Raw genomic sequence first — 21,211 nt, 5'->3', positions numbered from 1 at the left:
GAGCCTGAGTGCTACTCTTTTTCGGGCTCGATGTATTTTCTAATCCAGGCGTGACCCAAATATATTAACGGTGTAAGTACTATCGCTATTATCAGTTTTACGAAATATCCTGTAAAGGCCGAAGTAATGTAAGTAGCGGTATCAATTTTTCCGGTAAGCCAAAAGGCAATTCCCAGTACGATAAAGCTATCAAAAAGTTGTGATATTACTGTAGATCCTGTGGTACGAAGCCAAATCATTTTGTTGCCTGTTTTCTTTTTAAAGAAATGGAAGATGGCAATATCAATAAGCTGAGATACTAAAAATGCTGTGATACTACCTACTATAATCCACATACTTTGCCCAAAAACAGCGGTAAACTGCTTATCGCTAACAGTATTGAAGCCTTTTGCAGCAGGTATTTGTAAAGCCAGGTATAGAACAATAAAACAATAGGCGATAAGGCCAGCGGTAATGAAAGATAATCGCCTAACACCCTGACGACCGAAGTATTCGTTAATAAGATCTGTAGTTAAAAATACCACTGGCCATGGCAAAATACCGATACTCATTACATAGTGGCCTATATTGATTAATTTTCCGCCAATAAGCTCGGCAACTACGGCATTAGTAATAAAAATTCCGGCAAGGATTATAAAAATAGTGTCTTTTCGGGTTTGTAACATAGTTTATGTTTGTAAGGGGATTTTCAAAAATACTTCTTTTATGGTTAATCTGGAGGTTTTAGTGTTTTTTGGTTGTTGATGTTTTGGTTTTTAGGGGTTTGTGTTTTAAATCTATATTATTTTGTGATTTTTAATGTAATATTTAGGGGGTGTATTTATTATATTTGATAAAATTTAAATTTTATCCATATGAAAATAGGGGTTCCTAAAGAAATTAAAAATTATGAGAGTCGGGTAGCTGTTACTCCGGCGGGTGTTTTTGAATTGGTAAACTGCGGACATCAGGTGTTTGTGCAGGAAGGTGCGGGAGAGGGTAGTGGCTTCTCTGATAATGACTATAAGGAGACAGGAGCTTATATGTTGCCTACCATCGAAGCGGTATATGCTATGACCGATATGATTGTGAAAGTAAAGGAGCCTATATCGTGTGAATATAACCTGGTAAAGAAAAACCAAATCGTATTTACCTATTTTCATTTTGCATCCAGCAGGGAGCTTACTGAAGCTATGATTAACAGTAAGGCTGTGTGTATTGCTTATGAAACCGTAACCGATAGTGAAGGAACTTTACCCTTACTAACACCTATGAGTGAAGTGGCTGGGCGCATGGCAATACAGCAAGGGGCAAAATATCTTGAAAAACCTATTAAAGGTCGAGGTGTGCTTTTAGGCGGAGTGCCGGGTGTACCTCCTGGTAAAGTGCTTGTTCTTGGTGCGGGTGTAGTAGGGGTGCAGGCGGCTAAAATGGCAGCCGGACTTGGGGCTCATGTTACCATACTTGATATTAACATGAAGCGCCTGCGTTACGTGAATGATGTAATGCCTAGTCATGTGGTAACAGAATTTTCGAGTGTGTACAATATAAAGAAGCATATTAAAAATCACGACCTTATTATTGGGGCGGTATTGATACCGGGGGCTAAAGCGCCTAACCTGATTACAAGAGATATGCTTAAAGAAATGCGTCCGGGTACAGTGCTGGTTGATGTAGCTGTAGATCAGGGAGGGTGTTTTGAAACTACAAGGCCTACTACACATGATGACCCTACTTTTATAATTAATGATATAGTGCATTACTGTGTTGCTAATATGCCCGGTGCTGTGCCTTATACTTCTACATTAGCGCTTACTAATGTGACGTTGCCTTATGTACTTAAACTGGCTAATATGGGCTGGGAGAAGGCTTGTGAACAGAATGCCGACTTACGTTCTGGATTAAGTATTGTGAAAGGTGAGGTTATGGCTAAGGAACTACTTGAGGTGTTTGACTTACCTTTAGTGTAATTTGGCTTTAAGGTGTAAGTTGTTTATATTTAATGTTTTATATTTTAACTTAACTAAAAAGCCACCTGCCTTATGAAAAAAATATCCTTACTGTTCTCGGTTGTATGTCTTGTTTTTATCTCCTGTAGTGAAGATAAAGAGCAAGAGCCTGTACAGGCTGCAAATCCTAAAAATGCATATGTTATTCATGATGATGATCCGCCGGCAGGACAGGGTGATATACCAAGAAATAAACTAGTTTATAAAACATATGCTCAAAATAGTTTTACAGTAGAGGAATTGTGGGATCGCTATAAAAAGGATGTAGAAGTTACTGCGCCTGATTATCATGATAACCTCAAAAATTTTTGGTTTAGCATAATAGGAGATAGGGTGATTAATGAAGGTAGTGATGCAATGAAGCTCTATTTTCTTGATGAACAAATGGGGCTAAAGCAAAACTTTCTTAATTATGACTGATTTTTTAGATTGCTTGATGCCTGTTCGTTAACTGATGATGAGGTTGAGACGTTTGCCTTAGATTTTTTTGACAGAAACCGGAAAGCAATTAATGGTATTTTGTGGAAAACTGACGAGGAGAAAAAAGATAAATTGGGTGAATTGGCATATATGCAACGTACTTTTTTCGTGTTACGAAACAGTGATAAAGGTTAGAGAGGTATTATTATATAAAAAAATCCCGATGTTGCCATCGGGATTTTTTTATATGTATGTGTTAGCTTGTTTTTAATTAAGCAAGAGCAACTCTTTTGAAACCTGTAACAACTAGAGAAGCATCAACAGACTTAACATAACCGCTTACGCTTAGTTTGCTGTCTTTAATGTAATCTTGGTTAACAAGAGTGTTGTCTTTAAAGAAACGGCCAAGTTTACCTTTAGCGATGTTATCTAACATAGCTTCCGGCTTACCTTCCTGACGTAACTGATCTTTAGCGATCTCGATTTCTTTCTCAACTACTGCAGCATCGATACCATCTTCGTTAAGAGCAAGTGGAGCCATAGCAGCAGCCTGCATAGCAACGTTTCTTGCAGCTTCTTCAGCACCTTCTACGTTAGCAGAAAGGCTTACAAGAGTAGCGATTCTGTTACCAGCGTGGATGTAAGAACCTACAAACGCACCTTCAAGTCTTTCGAAAGAACCGATCTCGATTTTTTCACCGATAACACCTGTTTGCTCAGTAAGTTTTTCTTCAACAGTGATGTTTCCGAAAGCAGCAGCAAGGAATTCTTCTTTAGTATTGAAGTTTAATGCAAGCTCAGCAAGATCTGTAGCTAATTTCACGAAAGATTCGTTTTTAGCAACGAAGTCAGTCTCACAGTTAAGAGAGATAACTACACCAGCAGTTTTATCAGCATTAACAACTGCGATAACAGCACCTTCAGTAGATTCTCTGTCAGCTCTGTTAGCAGCAACTTTTTGGCCTTTTTTACGAAGAATTTCGATCGCTTTGTCAAAATCTCCTTCAGCCTCAACAAGGGCTTTTTTACAGTCCATCATACCGGCACCTGTAGTTTGCCTTAATTTATTTACGTCAGCAGCAGTAATATTTGCCATTTTGAAATTATTTTAATAGGTTAAAATTAAAGTCGTTATGTTGATATAATGACTACAAAAGTAAACATCTACCAGCACAACGACTTTATTGTAATGTTATTATTTATTCTTCAGTAGCAGCTTGTGGAGCTTCTGCTTTAGCAGCAGCATCCTGCTCTTCTTTTTCAGATTTTCTGTCAGAAAGTCCTTCAACGATAGCGCCTGAAACTAAAGATAAAATTTTGTCAATTGATTTTGAAGCATCATCATTAGCTGGTATTACGTAATCTACCTCTCTTGGGTCAGAGTTAGTATCTACCATTGCAAAAACCGGAATGTTTAATTTGTGTGCTTCTTTTACTGCGATGTGTTCAGCTTTAATATCAACTACAAACAGTGCAGCTGGTAATCTGGTCATGTCGGCAATTGAACCTAAGTTTTTCTCAAGTTTTGCACGAAGACGATCTACCTGTAAACGCTCTTTTTTAGATAGCGTATTAAATGTACCATCTTTCTTCATTTTATCAATAGCAGCCATTTTTTTAACAGCTTTTCTGATAGTAACGAAGTTAGTTAGCATACCACCTGGCCATCTTTCTGTGATGTAAGGCATGTTTGCTGCAGCTGCTTTTTCAGCAACGATGTCTTTTGCTTGCTTTTTAGTAGCAACAAATAATACTTTTCTTCCTGATGCCGCGATTTTTTTAAGAGCCTCATTAGCTTCTTCAATCTTAGCAGCAGTTTTATATAAGTTTATAATGTGGATACCGTTACGCTCCATGTAGATGTAAGGAGCCATGTTTGGATTCCACTTTCTGGTCATGTGTCCAAAGTGAACACCTGCCTCTAGTAAGTCTTTAACTTCTACTTTATTTGCCATTTTTGTAATAGTTTACGTTCTGTTGAGTAGCAATGGTTAAGTGGCGTTTCCGGCCTTATCCATTTAGATGCTAAACTAACTCTCTGTTAGAAGAGACAACAGCAACTTGTTTTAATTTTTTTAAAAAAGAATAAACTGATTGTTGTAATAACAGCAGATTAACGTTTAGAGAACTGGAATCTCTTACGTGCTTTCTTCTGACCGAATTTCTTACGCTCAACCATTCTTGGATCCCTTGTTAGTAAACCTTCCGGTTTAAGGATCGTTCTGTTTTCAGCGTCAACTTCGCACATTGCTCTTGCGATAGCCATTCTTACAGCTTCTGCCTGTCCTGTTATACCACCTCCGTATACGTTTACTTTTACGTCAAAGTTAGCAGCGTTCTCTGTCATTGCAAGAGGTTGCATTACTTTGTACTGTAAAGTTGCAGTAGGGAAGTAAGTTTCGAATTCTTTTTTGTTAACGGTAATTTTACCTGTACCTTCGGTAACGTATACACGCGCAACAGCGGTTTTTCTTCTACCGATTTTGTGAATAGTAGCCATTTACTTTAGATCGTTTAAGTTAACGGTTTTAGGTTGTTGAGCATCATGCTTGTGCTCTGAACCTACATATACATTTAAATTACGGAATAGCTCAGCACCTAATTTGTTTTTAGGTAGCATTCCTTTTACAGCTTTTTCTACTAAAATGGCAGGATTTTTAGCCTGTAGATTTTTAGCAGTCAAACTTCTTTGACCTCCAGGGTAACCAGTGTGGCGGATGTAAGTTTTGTCCTCCAGTTTGTTACCTGTTAGATTGATTTTCTCTGCGTTGATAACAATTACGTTATCTCCACAGTCCACGTGCGGTGTATAATTTGTTTTGTATTTACCTCTTAAAAGCATTGCAACTTTTGAAGCAAAACGGCCCAAATTATGACCTTCAGCATCAACTATGATCCACTCTTTCTGAGCAGTAGCCTTGTTAGCTGAAACTGTTTTGTAGCTTAATGTGTTCACAATAAATTATTTTAATTAAACATTCCATCCCCAATAAAGGGGATGCAAAAGTACAACTATTTATGAGAAATTCAAATAGATGTAAAAATTATTCTTTTTGGAATAATTTTTTGAAGATGAGAGGAGTAAAAGTAAACCAATTATTTAAATAATGAACAAATAAAACTGGATATAATGTTTTTAGTCAAATTGTATTTTACACCCTGTTTTATTTGTTGTTTTCTTTCCAGTCCCAATATGTATTATAAAACGTATCATGAAGCATTTTACCAGCATCTTCTTCCTCGTTTTCATTTATGTCTTGCAGTTTAAGCCCTGTCCATTCTCCTTCGGGGTCGCTTACGCCGTCCAGAAGGCTAAATATACTGAATACGACTTCTGCTGCATTGTTAGCAGTTATTTTTTGCAATGCACTTTTTGCAATCGCATTTTGGGTTAGTTTTTTCAGCTCTTCTTTTTCTTCCTCTGTAAGTTCACTTCCGGGAGGGTAAGACAGTTCTTCGTTTAATGTATTACTATAGCTGTCAATATTATCGTGTATTTGAAGCATTAATGCGTTTAGGTTCGAGTCTGAAAGCGGCATGGTTTTAAATTTCTGTAAAAATAGAAAAATAACTAATCCAGCGGTCTTAGGGTATTACTGTAAATCAGAATAAACGGACTTTCCTTATTCGAGTTGTCTTTTTGAAGGTAGATGAACTTGTGCTTTTTAGCTTCTTTGCTGTCTATCACAATCTCTTTTTTGGTAAGGTTGTCATACACCCTTACATCTTTAGTATTATCTATCGTTAGCTTATCGGCATAGCCTGTTTTTATGTTTGAGATAAGATAACCGCTAAAAAGTCTTTTTTCCTGAGAGGTAACCACGATTTTTTCACCTTTAAAGTTTTTGGTGAATACTAATAGTGAGTACTGGTCTTCGGTAGCTTTAGATTCTTTAAGGATGCTTTCCTTCTCCCTGTCGGATACCGAAAGGAAGTCGTCCCTGTGCTGTATGTTATAATGGGCGCGGGAGCCTGATGTACTTGTTTTAGTCCTTGATGTGGAAGTTTTTGACCTTGATGATGATTTGGAGCTGCCTCCAAATACACTGTTTACGGTATCACACTGAATAAATAATACTGCTGTTAGCAGTAAAAGAACGATTTTGTTAATTCTCATTGTCATTTTCATTTCAAATAGGAACGCAAAATTACCGCACACATTTTGTTTTTCACATTTCTTTATGATTACTATAACAAAAAGCCTCCTGTGAGAGCAGGAGGCTTTGAGAAACTTAACTAAAACTCACTCAAATTAATTTTTAACCAATTTTAATGTTTTATGATTGTTGTTTATATCTGTTACATTAACAATGTACAGTCCTTTAGACAGCATACTTATATCATATAGGTTAAATGCCTGAGTGGCGGCAAATGTTTTTACAAGTTGCCCTGTCATGCTGTATATTTCTACACGGCTTACATCTGTATTAATAGTAAATTGTGTAGTAGCAGGGTTAGGGTATAATACTACTTTTTGAGTAGTGAAATCCTCTGTGCCCAGTTCTACCTGTTTGTTACCGTATATCCTGAAATCGCCTGCAGGTATGTTTATGGTAGCATTAACATTGGTAACTTCTATTTCAGAATTGTCCAGTAGGTTGTACCATGTGCCTGTATAAGGGAATGCAGGGTCTATTGACTGATCGGTTACGTTAAAGTTAGATACGATAACCACATCTTTAAGATCGGTATCGGCAAGCGCATCATTCCATATATGTATTTTAGGAGTAAGTGATGTTCCTGATGACGGAGTAATAGTGTAATCGCCTTCAAACACGTCTTCCTGTGTTTTTAGGTAATTAAGTTTGCCCCAGGTGTAGTATACCTTTTGGCGTTCTACATCGTTTAACCAGTCTTCATTCCATTGCGGTTGTGGTTTGGTGTCTAGCTTACAGTCGCCGTCATCTCCGCCAGGCATGTTTACGCTGCCGTCGTTACACGTAAATATAGAGTATTCCCAACCCAGGTCTCCAAAATGCCATAGCATTTTAGGTCCCGGTACCGGAATAAGTACAGCACCCATAGTTCTCATACGTTTAAGGGCTATATTGAGGTCTTTCACATTATGAGCCGGGTTGTTGCTGTTACCGTATTCCAGATTCTTAAACATTATTCTTTCTTCATCATGGCTTTCGGCATAACCTACAAGTCTTTTACCTGTAAAGCCACGACTGTTACTACCCACGCGGTTGATGTTAGAATTATCTGCATAGCCCATGGTAAGTTGGTTGTATGTAGAATTCATTATACCCCACATCATAATACCCTTGCCTTCGTCAACTTTGTAGTTGGCCCATTGCTGCTCTTCGGCATCAGTACCTAAGTGCTCAAAAATAGTATAGTGTGTAGGGTCAAGGCTCCATGAATAATCAGCATATTCTTTAAGAATATCCACTCTGTCCTGCTGGTAAGCGTTAGTGCAGGCTTCATCGTTAGCACTACAGTTTTGTGTAAATCCTTTTGTAAGATCCCAACGGAAACCGTCTATATGGAATTCTTCAATCCAGTGTTTTACAACTCTTCTAACATAGTTTTGAGTTCTTGATTGCTGGTGGTTAAAATCGTTACCTACGTTATAAGAGTGTTTAGCTTCCATGTTAAAGTATGGATTTTCGGTACTTGGTCCGCCCCAGCCGTCACCGTCAGGGTCATCCATCCACATTCTAACCATAGGGTTGCGACCAAAAGCATGGTTTAGAGCAACGTCTAATATAACGGCGATACCATTTTGATGACAAAGGTCTATAAACTCCTTAAGCTTACTGGCAGGACCGTAAAACTTATCGGTAGCCATATGGAAAGAGGTGTTATACCCCCAGCTTTCGTTGCCTTCAAACTCCATAACCGGCATTAGCTCAATGGCATTAATATGCAGGTTTTTAAAATAATCTATTTTGTCTATCAGGTCCTGATAGTTTCTGTCTGAATCAAAATCCCTAACAAGTACCTCATATATAATAAGGTCTTCTTTTTTAGGTTTCACAAAATCGGTAACCTGCCAGTTGTATTCTTCCTGACCTGTTTGCAGTACGGTTACTTCTCTTTCCTGTCCTGCAGGGTAAGCAGGAAGGTTAGGGTAAGAGGCTGCCGGAATGTAAGGATCATCATATGGTGAAAGTACCAGTGTAGAATATGGGTCGGCAGTTTTAACCAGTTCAGGAGAGCCTGCAACTGGATCTTCGGCTACTACCCAGTATTGGTAAGTATATACTTCGCCTTCGGTAAGACCGTTAAGTTCTAACCAAAATTTACCCGACTCGGTATCTTTTTTCATGGCATAAGCCGATGTAGGCTGCCAGTTGTTAAAGCTACCTGCTACATATACAAAGTCTTTAAGTGGTGCATCTAAAACAAGTACTGCTTTTGTAGCATCGGCAGTGTTGTAGGTAATTCCGTCTTCATAATCTTGAGGCATTGCCTCTTCAACAGTGCCCGGGTTAACAATAACCGTAAATGTTTTGCTAATACTATTAGCATTATGTGTTACTACCAGTTCGTAGTTTTTAATCTCGGTAATATTAGCATCGGTGTAAGCATAAGTGCTTACTCCTGTAGCCGAGTTGATGCTAACGCCGTTAGCAAACAGTTCATAGTCTGCTTCACCACCTGTGTTAGTAGCGGCAATATCAAAATCACTGCCCGATGTTAGTATAGTACTACTGTTATTGGCAGGGGAGGTAAGGTTTACCTGAAAAGTACCTACCTGTACAGTAATGTCCTGAGATTTTTTATCTCCGTTACCGTCTTTAGCTTTTATAAGAAACCCTATAGAGCCTATACCTGTTCTGTTATAAAAAGTAGTAGGTACAAAGCTTATAGTATAAGTATCATCGCCCGAGTTGTAAGTGAATTTATTTGCTTCACCCGAGTTATCCCATGAACCATTTGTAGGGCAGTCCATAGAGTTTTCGTCGTTCAGGTCGTACGACCATGCCCATAGGTACAATGCGTTATCAGTAATGTTCCATGTGGCCTCATTTACACTTGAACCTTCAATGGTGATGGTTATAGAATCATCTTCATTGAACTCTGAAGGCGAAACCGAATAGGTAACATTTTGCTGTTGTGCAAAGCCTATTGAAGCGGTTAATAAAAATAATAGCTGAGTAATTTTTTTCATATTATAAAAAGATAAAAAGGGCTGTGAAAACAGCCCTTTTTTTAAGTAATTATTATAGTCCTGATACAGTTGCTGTACCAACAAAGTCTAGAGAGAATTCTATGTTGTAACTTCCTGCACTAACAGAGAAGTTTGGAGCACCCGGATCGTAAGTAACCATTGGGTCACTGTTACCAACGTTAAACTTCCAGGCATCACCCGCTATAAAATCACCTGTGTTAGAAGATCTGAATTTCATTTCACCTTCTGCAAGTGTAGCAGCAATAGTGTATTTGTTGTTCTCAAAGTCGTAAGTCATAGCCGTTTCGCCATCCCATCCGTTTGCTGTAGCACTACCTATAATACCCCAGTCCATTTTAATGGCTTTATATTCAAGATTGTCAATGTCTACCCATACGTAATACAAACCATCACCATCAGTTTCGGCAACTTTAATGTCGCTGCTTCCTCCTGAGTTTTCAAGGTTACCATCCTGAGCACCACCTACAGTACCATAGTTACCATCGTCCCAGCTTCCCTGAACGCCAATGAATTTAAATCCATCTGCAGCACCAACTTTTACATAAGCTTCAAATACCATAGTAGTACCGTCACCAATATATCTCATTGGGATAGCTGTAGTGTTGTCCCATGCGTTAAGACCATAGTATGCCTGAGGAGCACCTACAAAGAATAATTGTGGGTCTACCGGCTCTATAGTAACATAAGGAGTAATGTTTAAAGAAATAACATTAGAAACCATAGGAAGGTCTGCATTATCACCAAGTGATGAAGTAACTCTTACATCTACACTGCCTTGTACAAAAGGTTCTAAACCTAGACCAATGGCAATAGTGTTAAGTTCTGCTACGTTTAATGAGTACACTTTTGTGTTAGTAGTACCGGCAACTGCAGGAGCAGCAAAGTCAGTACCCGAAACAGCCATTTCAATAGTATAGTCAATTTCAGTATCTACAGTGTAAACACTATGATCCCATACCAGTGTAAGTGCAGGGTTGTCTGCAAGGTCTTCTGTTAAAACAATGCTGCTGCCATCTTCCGGAGAGATAAGTACCGGAGCAGAGTCTGATTCAACAATCGTAATATCATCATCGCTTGAACATGACAGTACCGACATGAATAATAAAGCAAGGACAGAAAAGTTAAATATTTTTTTCATCGTGGTCATTTTTAAATTAGTAGCCTGGGTTTTGTGTTAGGTTAACGTTTGCCTGTAGGGCACTTTGAGGGATAGGGAACAGTTTGTATGTAGACGGTATTGATGTACCGTTTAGTGTATTTCCTTTCCATGGCCATAGGTAAGTACCACCTGTAAATTTGCCAAAACGAATAAGGTCTGTTCTTCTGTGTCCTTCAAGGTTAAGCTCTCTTGCTCTTTCGTCAAGAATGAAATCAAGGTCTAGTTCTCCTGCAGATATTGCAGTAGCGTGCGAACGTTCTCTTACCTGGTTAACGTAAGTTAAGGCCTGGCTGTCAGAACCTCCTGCAGCACCTCTTAATGTACATTCGGCATACATCAGGTAAGCATCGGCAAGTCTAAACAAAGGAAAATCAGTGCTTGAGAAACTGGTAGCTGTTGATGAACCGTTAAAGTTTGTATTCCTGAACTTAATTGACGGATAACCATCTGCCCAAGTTTTATAATCTTCCATTTCATAATTATGTCCTTCTGTCCAAAACAGTTCTGCTCTGTCGTCTGGCGATGTTTCAAGGTCTCCGTAAAGACCATACCAAGCTTTTGTAGCCCTGTGTCCTGTCCAGGCATCGGTAGCTCCAAAATCAAGTATGTTCATTGTCTCTGTACTAAGAGAACCGTTTACTATATAAGTGGTGTTGCCATAACTTTGGCTAGATACAGCATCTGCAATTAAAGGGAAAATTATCTCTGTATTGTTATCGTTATCAGCAGAGAACAGACTTACAAAGTTAGGAGCAAGACTATAACCTGCATCAATAACTTTTACAGTATAAGTAAGTGCATCGTCATAACGTTGTGTACCGGTATAAACTTCGGCATTAAGGTAAAGCTTAGCTAAAAGCATTTGTACAGTAGCTTTGTTTGCTCTACCATAGCTATTAGTTTCGGGGATTATATCCTCAATAGATAATAATTCCTGTTCTACAAATTCAAATAATTCTGTTCTTGTAGATTCGTTTAGCGGAGTGGTTTCACCATAGTTGGTTTCATTTACAATAACACCTTTACCAAAACAGTCTATCATATAGTAATAAGCTAACGATCTTATAAAACGTAGCTCGCCTACAATTTGTGCTTCGTTTTCTACATCCACACCATCAAGTATTTTGATGATATTTGTAGTTTGTGGTACTATGTAATATACCCTGTCATAAAGGTATTTAAAGAATTTGTTGTTAGGATCCCAATTAGAAGTAGTGGTTAACTGATCAAGACCATCATCACCCCAACGGTTTTTCATATCGTCAGCAGTAAAGTCCTGAAGGTTAATAATACCCCTAAGGAAAGCCGTCTCACCCGGGTCTGGCCCTAAAATATCAGAACTTCCCGGTCCGTTAGGTCCCGAAAGAGCAAAGGTGCCATACATTTTAGATAGTAGCCCTTCTATAGCGTCAGGGTCTTTTGCCAGCAGGTTTTCTATAGATAATTCTACCTTAGGCTCTGTATTCAAATCATCAGTACATGAAGAGAATAGCAGTACCATGGCACTCATTCCAAGAATTATCTTTTTATTTAGTTTTCTCATGTTCATAATAATTTTTTTATTAGAAGTCAAAATTTAAGCCTACGCTGTAAATTCTTGGTCTCGGGTAGAAATTGTTATCAATTGCATTAAAGTTCTCCGGATCCTGGCCTGAGTAGTTAGTGATAAGGAATGCGTTGTTAACAGCTGCATAAAGCCTTAGCGATCCCTGTCCGTCTTTTATTAGGTTGTTAATACGGTAGCCTACTGTGATGTTGTCACATCTCAGGAAACTTGCATTTTCAAGGTAGTAATCAGATAACGGAATATTACCTCTAATGGTTCTAAAGCTTGGATCTGCGGCACCTTCATAAAAATTAATTACATTGTTAAGACTGTTAGTGTTGTTAGGCAGCGCTCTGTCTACCCATCCCCCTACAAGTTTAGCAGAGTTATAAACCTGTCCGTCTGCCTGTCCATGGAAACTAGCTGAAAAGTCTAGGTTTTTGTAAGTAAAGTTAGTGCTGAAACCATAAGTCCAGTTAGGTCTTAATGCTTTATAATATCTGTCATCATTAGTGATTACACCGTCACCGTTACGATCTTTAAAGGCACCAACAATAGGGTTTCCTGATGAATCATAAAGCTGCTCGAATACCCATGCAGAGTATGGTTGTTCACCTACTGCGTGACGTGCCATTCTTGCACCTGTTTGTACCGGTAAACCAGACTCTGTAGCATCAATTCTTTCTAAATCCTTAAGGTCTGTTACCTTACCAATATTGTAGGCAAAGTTACCCGATACTTCCCATGTGAAATCCTGAGTTACAATTGGTCTTACCGTTAAAGCAAATTCCACACCTTTGTTCTCCATAGAGCCTACATTTTGTGTAATCTCATTAGTAAGATACTGTCCCGGAGGTACAGAAGATTGTACAAGAAGATCGTCGGTATTTCTTTGATATAATTCTAAACTACCCGAAAGAAGACTGTTGTTAAACAGGTCAAAATCTAAACCAATGTTATAAGTTGTGGTTTTTTCCCATGTTAACTGGTCATTAAAAGGGTTTGCACTGTAAGTGCTTGTACCCGGAAGGTACTGGCTGTTTGGATCACCAGGGCTAAAAATAGCTGAGCTAGGGTAAAAACCTCCAATGCCTGTAATATCCTGCTGACCTGTAATACCATATCCTAAACGAAGTTTAAGGTTTTTAATGGTTTTGTTATTTTTAAGAAAAGACTCATCGGTTATTCTCCATGCAGCACCTACAGCAGGGAAGTAGCCCCAGCGCTTGTCTTCACGGAAAAGTGACGATCCGTCTGCTCTTAATGTGAAAGTGAACAGGTATTTGTCTAATAAATCAACATTAGCACGACCAAAGAATGATTGTAAAACCATTTTATTGTAATACCTGTTTTGAGGGTTAGATTCGTTTTCTCTTACTTCTCTTACACCTGTTTGAGTATTGTACTGGTAAATGGTTTTATAACCATCGTTTACAAAGCTTTGGTAAGAGTAACCGGCCTGAGCATCAACTCGGGTTAAGAAACCAGAAAAGTTTTTAGTATAGGCAAGATAAGAGTCTAAAGTTTTGTTTGTAATATGTTGTGTCTCTCTGTAGTTGGCACCAGGATTAAAAATAAAGTTATCATTTATGTTATCATACTGGTAGGTAGCAAAAGCATAGTCGCTGTACTGTTCCAGTATTTTTGCTCTTGAAGCCTCTGCGCCTAAGTTCACAATTGCTCTTAACTCAGGTAAAAAGTGCATTTTGTAATCAAACTGTGCGTTACCAATAAACTTGTTAACCACCTCCGGTCTTCTTCTTTCCTGTAAAAGATTTACGGGATTGTATTGTCCGTCAAAATCATAAGGGTTAGAATCTTCACGATCAGTAGTGTTTTGGTAGTATCCGCCAAAGTTGTTTACGTCACTATCAGCATAAATTGGTTTTGTAGGATCCATGTTAAGGGCACCACCTATAGCACCGCCTTCATCTACAGTGTTTTTGTCAATCCAGAAACCTTTAGCATTAACATCTACCTTTAAGTGATTGTCAAAGAAAGTAGGGCTGAATTTTAAAGATGTAGTATAACGCTCGTAATCATTTGTTTTAACTACCCCTTCATTTTTGGTATAACCAACAGATCCTCTAAACGGAACTTTCCCGAAAAGATTTGCGCTGGCGCTAAAGTTATGGTCTGTAGAAATAGAAGTTCTTAAAATCTCTTTTTGCCAGTTAGTGTCATATATTCTGCGTCCTTCAATAGCTGCTGTAGTTGGGTCGTCTTCTATATCGGTAGTTGGGTCGTCCACACCAAGGTAGTTAGTATAATCAGGATGGTATTCCTGAATAAATCTAACGAAAGAAGAACTGTCCATCATATTAACTAGGTCATTAGCTTTACCTATAGCTACATACGATGAATAATTGAATTTAGGTGCTCCCGAAGTACCTTTTTTAGTAGTAATGATAATTACACCGTTAGAAGCTCTTGAACCATAAATAGCAGTTGCCGAAGCATCTTTAAGTATGGTAAACGATTCTACATCGTTAGGGTTAACCAGTGATAAAGGGTTGTTTACACCTGCAGGGTTAACATTATCAATAGGTATACCATCTATAATGATAAGAGGGTTGTTGTTTGCCGAAAGCGAACTTCCGCCCCTAATCCTGATGTTTGGTGCCGAATCCGGCGCACCACCTGCATTTGTAATCCTTACCCCCGGAGCTTTACCAACAATAAGCTGGTCAGAACTCATAACGGCTCCTTTAGTAAAGTCTTTAGAAGTTACGGTGGTTAGAGCACCTGTAGCATCTTTTTTAGTAGTAGTACCATAACCTATAACTACTACCTCTTCAAGTTGAGTGGAATCTTCCTGTAATACAACATTTAAGGTCGCTTCTCCGTTGTATTGTAAAACCTGATCGGCATAACCGATAAAGCTGAATACAATAATGTCTCCGCTCTTAACATCAGACAGCGAATATTTACCGTCTATGTTTGTTGCGACACCGTTAGTTGTACCCTCAACAATTACATTAACTCCAGGGAGAGGTTCCCCGGTTGCGCTATCACTTACGGTTCCCGATAAGGTGCTCTGAGCCAGCACGCTAAATGGTAACAGTAGTAATAAAAGCAATAACTTTTTATACGTTGTTCTCATACAATTTGTTTGGGTTAATTTTGTGTTTTGTTTTTGCTTATAATTCACTTCGTATGTTAAAATTATGTAAAATCTCCGCATAAAAAAACGTTTTCGTAATTACACCCCACCGAAAACGTTTGCGTGTTGAAAACTTTCTTTAATTTACAATATTTAGGTGGGAATATTGCGACTAATAAAAATTAAAACTACCTTTAGTTACGAAAAGTTATTTTTTATCGACGAAATGAAAAGAAAAGTCACTCTAAAGCAAATTGCAAGGGAACTGGATGTATCTATCTCTACAGTGTCTAAATCGCTGAGAAACAGTCCTGAAATTAGTGAAGATACAAAGCAAAAGGTTCAGGCATTTGCGAAACTATATAATTACAAGCCTAATAATATTGCATTAAGTCTTAAAAACAAGAAAACCAAAACTATTGGTATTATAATACCGGAAATTGTACATCACTTTTTCGCTACTGTTATTAGCGGTATAGAGCAGGTGGCAAACGAAAACGGATATAATGTAATTGTGTGCCTGTCGGATGAGTCATTTGATAAGGAGGTAATCAACATGGAAATGCTTGCTACGGGGAGTATAGACGGTTTTATTATGTCGCTATCAAAGGAAACCCAACTTAAAAAGGATTTTCACCATATTGTAGAGGTTATTAACCAAGGGATGCCTGTTGTGATGTTTGACAGGATTACTAACGATGTTTTTTGCGATAAGGTAATTATAGACGACCAAATGGCAGCTTATGAAGCGGTAGATTACCTTATTAATAAAAGATTTAAAAAAGTAGCTCTTGTTACCACGGTAGACTATGTGAGTGTGGGTAAGCTAAGAACCGAAGGTTACCTTAAAGCCCTTAGGGATAATAATATGATGGCCGAAGAGGACATGATTGTTAAGATAGAGGATATTGATAACTGCTCGGTTAAAATAGAACGACTTCTGGAAGAACAAAAGCCCGATGCCATATTTGCGGTTAACGAGCTGTTTGCCGTTACCTGTATAAAACTGGCGGCTAAAATGGGGGTTAATGTGCCTGATGATCTTTCGGTAATAGGGTTTACCGATGGTATTATTTCGCAGTTCTCCAGTCCTGCCATTACAACCGTTAGCCAAAATGGTATAAAGATGGGAAGAAGCGCTGCTAAAATGCTTATTGACCGCCTTGAAATGGAGGAGGAAGACGAGCATTACCGTACTGAAGTTATAGAGACACACTTGGTGGAAAGAGAATCTACGCCAACGTTGTAGTTTTGTTTATCTGTTTGTATTTCAGTTGTTTATTTTTTTAATTTTACACTATTCAATAAAAAATTTAATATTTAAAACAGCATTTGTACATTAAAAATGCTATATATTTGTCACTGATTATCAAAGCTTATACTTCACTTCGCAACAAAAAGTAAGTTTTGATAAGCTACGCGCTTATCGTATTATGAATTTTAAATTACGATAATGGAAAAGCGTAAATTAGGTTTCTGGGAAATATGGAACATGAGTTTCGGTTTCCTGGGAATACAAATGGGTTTTGCCCTGCAAAATGGCTTTGCCAGCCGTATTCTCCAAACATTTGGTGCCGAGGTGCACGAGCTTTCCTGGTTTTGGATTGTCGCTCCGCTTATGGGGTTAATCGTTCAGCCTATAGTAGGCCACTACAGTGATAATACATGGACTAAGCTGGGCAGGAGAAGACCATTCTTCCTTGTAGGGGCAGTACTTGCTTCGGTAGGTTTAATATTAATGCCACAGGCAGATATTTTTACAGCAGTTTTCCCCACATTATGGGTTGGGGCAGGTATGCTAATGATTATGGATGCCTCCTTTAATATTGCTATGGAACCTTTTAGGGCTCTTATTGCTGATAACCTGCATACAGATCAAAGAACATTAGGTTTCAGTATGCAAACAGTACTTATAGGTTTTGGTGCGGTTATAGGTTCGTGGCTACCTTATGTATTAACAAACTGGCTTGGAGTTTCAAATGAGTCAGTTAATAATGGAGTGCCATTAAATCTTACCCTTTCTTTTATTATAGGGGCAGCTATACTTGTATTAACTATAATTATAACTGTTGCTACAACCAAAGAATATACTCCCCAAGAACTGAAAGCCTTTGAGGATCCAGCAGATGAAATTCCTGCACCGGTTAACAAACCAAAGCTTACAGATATCTTTACAGATTTTAAGCATATGCCGGTTACCATGCGACAGTTAAGCTGGGTACAGTTTTTCTCATGGTTCGGGCTTTTTGGTATGTGGGTGTTTACCACTCCTGCAATTGCCCATCATATTTACGGACTGGCAATTGAAGATACCTCAAGCCAGGCATACAATGATGCCGGAGACTGGGTAGGGGTCCTTTTTGGAGTATACAATTTAGTGGCAGGTATTTTTGCTTTTGCACTACCTGTAATAGCCAAAAATATAGGAAGAAAACTAACCCATACCATTTCTCTAATTATAGGAGGGATTTCCCTTATCTCCATCTACTTTGTTTCAGATGAGTATTGGGCTATACTCCCAATGATAGGTGTAGGTATTGCATGGGCCAGTATACTGGCTATGCCTTATGCAATACTGGCAGGATCCATACCTCCTTTAAAAATGGGAGTTTATATGGGGATATTCAACTTCTTTATCGTGATTCCTCAAATCATAAATGCCCTTATAGGCGGCCCTATGGTTAAATACCTTTATAACAACGATGCCATTTTTGCCATTGTAACAAGCGGTGTGAGCCTTATTATAGCGGCAATGCTTGTGTTTAGGGTAAAAGACGTAGACGACCTAAAATCGAATTCAGAAATATTATAACAGAAAAGACTAAATGAAGCAGAAAGCATTTATATTCGACCTTGACGGGGTTATTGTAGATACTGCAAAATACCACTATTTAGCCTGGCAAAAAATAGCTGCACAGCTGGGTATTGACTTTACGCACGAACATAACGAATTATTAAAGGGTGTGAGCCGCGTGCGCTCCCTTGAAATCATTTTAGGTTTAGGGAACATAGAGGCCTCACAGGAAGATAAGGATAAGTGGCTTGTAGAAAAAAACGAGGACTACCTGGGGTACATTACCAATATGAAAGAAGATGAAATTTTGGAAGGGGTAGTACCTGTAATTGATTTTTTAAAGGAAAACGGTCAGCTTATAGCATTGGGTTCTGCAAGTAAAAATGCAAGGCCAATACTGGAAAAGGTAAACATACTGCATTATTTTGACGCTATTGTAGATGGTAACGATGTTACCAATGCAAAGCCCGATCCTGAGGTTTTTGTAAGGGCAGCACAACTGCTGGGCAAAACAGCACAGGATTCCATCGTTTTTGAAGATTCGGTGGCGGGTGTACAGGCAGCAAATATTGCCAATATGGTAAGTGTGGGCATAGGACATAAAGATATCCTGAACGAAGCCCGATTTAACTTCAACGATTTTACTGAAATCGACAACAACTTTTTAAAAACCTTAGTAAACGAATAAAATGAATCAGGATTATATAGTACCGGATAATTGGTCGATAATAGAAGAAGGGTTTGAGGCAGACAGGGTAAAATCATCCGAGAGTCTGTTCAGTATCGGTAACGGGGCTATGGGTCAGCGTGCCAATTTTGAGGAGCACTATTCGGGCCCAACCTTTCAGGGGAGCTACATAGCAGGTGTTTACTATCCGGATAAAACTAAAGTGGGATGGTGGAAAAACGGCTACCCTGAATACTTTGCAAAAGTTTTAAACGCACCAAACTGGATTGGTATAGAGGTACAGGTAAACGGTGAAGCATTAGACCTTAATATCTGTAAGCAAATAAAAAATTACAAGCGCGAGCTTAACATGAAAGAAGGGTGGTACAACCGTTCGTTTACAGCAGTACTGCAAAACGGTACAGAAGTGGCAGTAAATGTAAGGAGGTTTTTATCTCTTGTTTCAGATGAGCTGGGTGTTATAAAATATGAGGTGACTCCGGTTAACCAGTCGGCACAAATCGTATACAAGCCTTATGTGGATGCAGGGGTAAAAAATGAGGATGCCAACTGGGAAGAGAAGTTTTGGGAACCATTGGATGTACAACATTCCGGTAACGATGCCTTTGTAACGGCACGTACTTTCAAAACCCATTTTACGGCTGCTACTTACATGCATAACAGTCTGTTACTTAATGGTGCCGAAGTGGTTGCCGTGGCAGAGGATACTGTAGCTACTAACGATAAGGTTCAGTTTAGTTATCGTGTAGATGCCAAGCAGGGTGAAACGGCTGCTATTGTGAAATTTGGTGGGTATACCGTATCCCTTAACCATGAAGAAGGAGCATTAATTGATGCTGCCAAAAATGTAATTGCTAATGCCGTTAGCAAAGGGTATGATGCCTTACTTGAAGAACAGAAACAGGCTTGGGCAGGTATTTGGGAAATGGCCGATATTACCATTGATGGCGATGTAAAAGCACAGCAGGGTATCCGCTTTAATATTTTCCAGTTAAACCAAACCTATTTAGGTAAAGATCCAAGGCTTAATATAGGTCCTAAAGGATTTACAGGAGAGAAATACGGAGGTAGTACCTATTGGGATACCGAGGCTTACTGTATTCCGTTTTATATGGCAACTAAAGACCAACAGGTGGCACGTAACCTTTTAACCTATCGTCATAACCAGTTAGGGAAAGCTATAGAGAATGCACAAAAGCTTGGCTTTACTAACGGTGCGGCACTATACCCTATGGTTACCATGAACGGGGAGGAATGCCATAATGAGTGGGAAATTACCTTTGAGGAAATTCACCGTAACGGGGCTATTGCTTTTGCCATATACAACTACTACCGTTTTACCGGAGATTACAGCTACATTCCTGAAAAAGGACTTGAGGTATTAATTGGTATTGCACGTTTCTGGCATCAAAGGGCAACGTTCTCTACAGATAAAAACAAGTATGTGATACTTGGTGTAACAGGGCCTAATGAGTATGAGAATAACGTAAACAATAACTGGTATACTAACTATATCGCACAATGGTGTATTAACTATGCTATAGAGAATATCACTAAGGTAAAAGATGAGTTTACTGCCGATCATAGCCGTATAATGGGGTTGACTAACCTTACTGCCGAAGAGATTCAGCAATGGCAGAAAGTAGCCGATAATATGTACTTCCCGTATTCTGAAGAGTATGGCGTATTTCTGCAGCAGGATGGTTTTCTTGATAAGGAAATGGTAAGGGTAAGCGATCTTGACCGTTCGCAAAGGCCTATCAACCAAAAATGGTCGTGGGACAGGATTCTTCGTTCGCCATACATCAAACAGGCCGATGTACTACAGGGCTTTTATTTCTTTGAAGATCATTTTACGAGAGAAGACCTCGAGAAGCATTTCGATTTCTATGAGCCGTTTACGGTACATGAGTCGTCGCTTTCGCCATGTGTACACTCTATACAGGCAGCCGGACTGGACAGGATGGAGCAGGCCTATACATTCTATCTCAGAACATCCCGTCTTGATCTTGACGATTATAACAAAGAGGTGAAGGAAGGGCTTCATATTACCAGTATGGCAGGTACCTGGATGAGTATTGTAGAAGGTTTTGGAGGGATGCGTGTTAAAAACGGGAATCTTCATTTTGAACCTAGAATCCCTGAACAGTGGGAAGGATATTCGTTCAAAATCAATTTCAGGAACCAAATCGTGAAGATATCGGTACATTCGGGAGAAACACGTTTTGACCTTGAAGGCGATAAGGAGCTTACCGTATTTGTACATAGTAAAGAAGTTAAAGTAGAGCCAAACAGGGCAGTAACAATATAATGATCATACAGCCTGTAGTACCTTTAAAGGGCTACAGGCTTTTTACAATACTGCATCAAAT

At 38.9% G+C, this 21,211-nt stretch carries 17 protein-coding genes; 6 read left to right on the top strand and 11 right to left on the bottom strand.

The window, feature by feature from the left end:
• Positions 1 to 11: 11 nt before the first annotated feature.
• Complete coding sequence (locus tag V3Z67_RS04565; RefSeq protein ID WP_330442194.1) at positions 12 to 665, bottom strand: queuosine precursor transporter; 654 nt, start codon at positions 663 to 665, stop codon at positions 12 to 14.
• 189 nt (positions 666 to 854) lie between these two features.
• Between V3Z67_RS04565 and ald the strand changes: the two genes are divergently transcribed.
• Complete coding sequence (ald, locus tag V3Z67_RS04560) at positions 855 to 1,949, top strand: alanine dehydrogenase (RefSeq protein ID WP_330442193.1); 1,095 nt, start codon at positions 855 to 857, stop codon at positions 1,947 to 1,949.
• Positions 1,950 to 2,021: 72 nt separating this feature from the next.
• Positions 2,022 to 2,408, top strand: a complete 387-nt coding sequence (locus V3Z67_RS04555; RefSeq protein ID WP_330442192.1) for a hypothetical protein — start codon at positions 2,022 to 2,024, stop codon at positions 2,406 to 2,408.
• A 271-nt stretch (positions 2,409 to 2,679) separates the two neighbouring features.
• On the opposite strand, the gene tsf is transcribed toward V3Z67_RS04555, so the two are convergent.
• The 10 genes from tsf to V3Z67_RS04505 all read right to left on the bottom strand — a co-directional run bounded on the left by tsf (position 2,680) and on the right by V3Z67_RS04505 (position 15,357).
• Positions 2,680 to 3,504, bottom strand: coding sequence for a translation elongation factor Ts (gene tsf, locus V3Z67_RS04550; RefSeq protein WP_330442191.1), 825 nt, complete (start codon positions 3,502 to 3,504; stop codon positions 2,680 to 2,682).
• A 103-nt stretch (positions 3,505 to 3,607) separates the two neighbouring features.
• The gene (gene rpsB / locus V3Z67_RS04545) at positions 3,608 to 4,363 is read right to left on the bottom strand and encodes a 30S ribosomal protein S2 (RefSeq protein WP_330442190.1); all 756 of its coding nucleotides are present in this window, start codon (positions 4,361 to 4,363) and stop codon (positions 3,608 to 3,610) included.
• A 158-nt stretch (positions 4,364 to 4,521) separates the two neighbouring features.
• Entirely contained in the window at positions 4,522 to 4,908 is a 387-nt protein-coding gene (gene rpsI / locus V3Z67_RS04540) for a 30S ribosomal protein S9 (protein WP_035135990.1), read from the bottom strand.
• Positions 4,909 to 5,364, bottom strand: coding sequence for a 50S ribosomal protein L13 (gene rplM, locus V3Z67_RS04535; RefSeq protein WP_035135989.1), 456 nt, complete (start codon positions 5,362 to 5,364; stop codon positions 4,909 to 4,911).
• A gap of 208 nt (positions 5,365 to 5,572) precedes the next feature.
• Positions 5,573 to 5,947, bottom strand: a complete 375-nt coding sequence (locus V3Z67_RS04530; RefSeq protein WP_330442189.1) for a hypothetical protein — start codon at positions 5,945 to 5,947, stop codon at positions 5,573 to 5,575.
• 32 nt (positions 5,948 to 5,979) lie between these two features.
• Positions 5,980 to 6,525: a hypothetical protein gene (locus V3Z67_RS04525; RefSeq protein ID WP_330442188.1), complete on the bottom strand. Its 546-nt coding sequence runs from the start codon at positions 6,523 to 6,525 to the stop codon at positions 5,980 to 5,982.
• 135 nt (positions 6,526 to 6,660) lie between these two features.
• Complete coding sequence (locus V3Z67_RS04520; protein WP_330442187.1) at positions 6,661 to 9,528, bottom strand: alpha-amylase family glycosyl hydrolase; 2,868 nt, start codon at positions 9,526 to 9,528, stop codon at positions 6,661 to 6,663.
• A gap of 52 nt (positions 9,529 to 9,580) precedes the next feature.
• On the bottom strand, positions 9,581 to 10,687 hold the full coding sequence (locus V3Z67_RS04515) for a SusE domain-containing protein (RefSeq protein ID WP_330442186.1): 1,107 nt from the start codon (positions 10,685 to 10,687) through the stop codon (positions 9,581 to 9,583).
• A 16-nt stretch (positions 10,688 to 10,703) separates the two neighbouring features.
• Positions 10,704 to 12,251, bottom strand: a complete 1,548-nt coding sequence (locus V3Z67_RS04510) for a RagB/SusD family nutrient uptake outer membrane protein (protein WP_330442185.1) — start codon at positions 12,249 to 12,251, stop codon at positions 10,704 to 10,706.
• 19 nt (positions 12,252 to 12,270) lie between these two features.
• A complete protein-coding gene (locus V3Z67_RS04505; RefSeq protein ID WP_330442184.1) occupies positions 12,271 to 15,357 on the bottom strand; it encodes a SusC/RagA family TonB-linked outer membrane protein in 3,087 nt (1,028 codons plus the stop codon).
• Between the two features lie 226 nt (positions 15,358 to 15,583).
• Here V3Z67_RS04505 and V3Z67_RS04500 point away from each other — a divergent pair, with 226 nt between their 5' ends.
• The 4 genes from V3Z67_RS04500 to V3Z67_RS04485 all read left to right on the top strand — a co-directional run bounded on the left by V3Z67_RS04500 (position 15,584) and on the right by V3Z67_RS04485 (position 21,150).
• Entirely contained in the window at positions 15,584 to 16,606 is a 1,023-nt protein-coding gene (locus V3Z67_RS04500; protein WP_330442183.1) for a LacI family DNA-binding transcriptional regulator, read from the top strand.
• A 204-nt stretch (positions 16,607 to 16,810) separates the two neighbouring features.
• Positions 16,811 to 18,169, top strand: a complete 1,359-nt coding sequence (locus tag V3Z67_RS04495) for an MFS transporter (protein ID WP_330442182.1) — start codon at positions 16,811 to 16,813, stop codon at positions 18,167 to 18,169.
• Positions 18,170 to 18,182: 13 nt separating this feature from the next.
• Positions 18,183 to 18,839 carry a beta-phosphoglucomutase gene (gene pgmB, locus V3Z67_RS04490; RefSeq protein ID WP_330442181.1) on the top strand — a complete coding sequence of 219 codons (657 nt, stop codon included), beginning with the start codon at positions 18,183 to 18,185 and terminating at the stop codon, positions 18,837 to 18,839.
• Position 18,840: 1 nt separating this feature from the next.
• Positions 18,841 to 21,150 (top strand): glycoside hydrolase family 65 protein, encoded by a 2,310-nt coding sequence (locus V3Z67_RS04485; protein WP_330442180.1) that lies wholly within the window; start codon positions 18,841 to 18,843, stop codon positions 21,148 to 21,150.
• Positions 21,151 to 21,211 lie beyond the last annotated feature (61 nt).

Origin of the sequence: Flavobacterium sp. C4GT6 (assembly GCF_036347315.1) — a bacterium.
Lineage (GTDB): Bacteria > Bacteroidota > Bacteroidia > Flavobacteriales > Flavobacteriaceae > Flavobacterium.
Note: the sequence above shows the minus strand (reverse complement) of the source record. Positions and strands in the feature narration are given on the sequence as shown.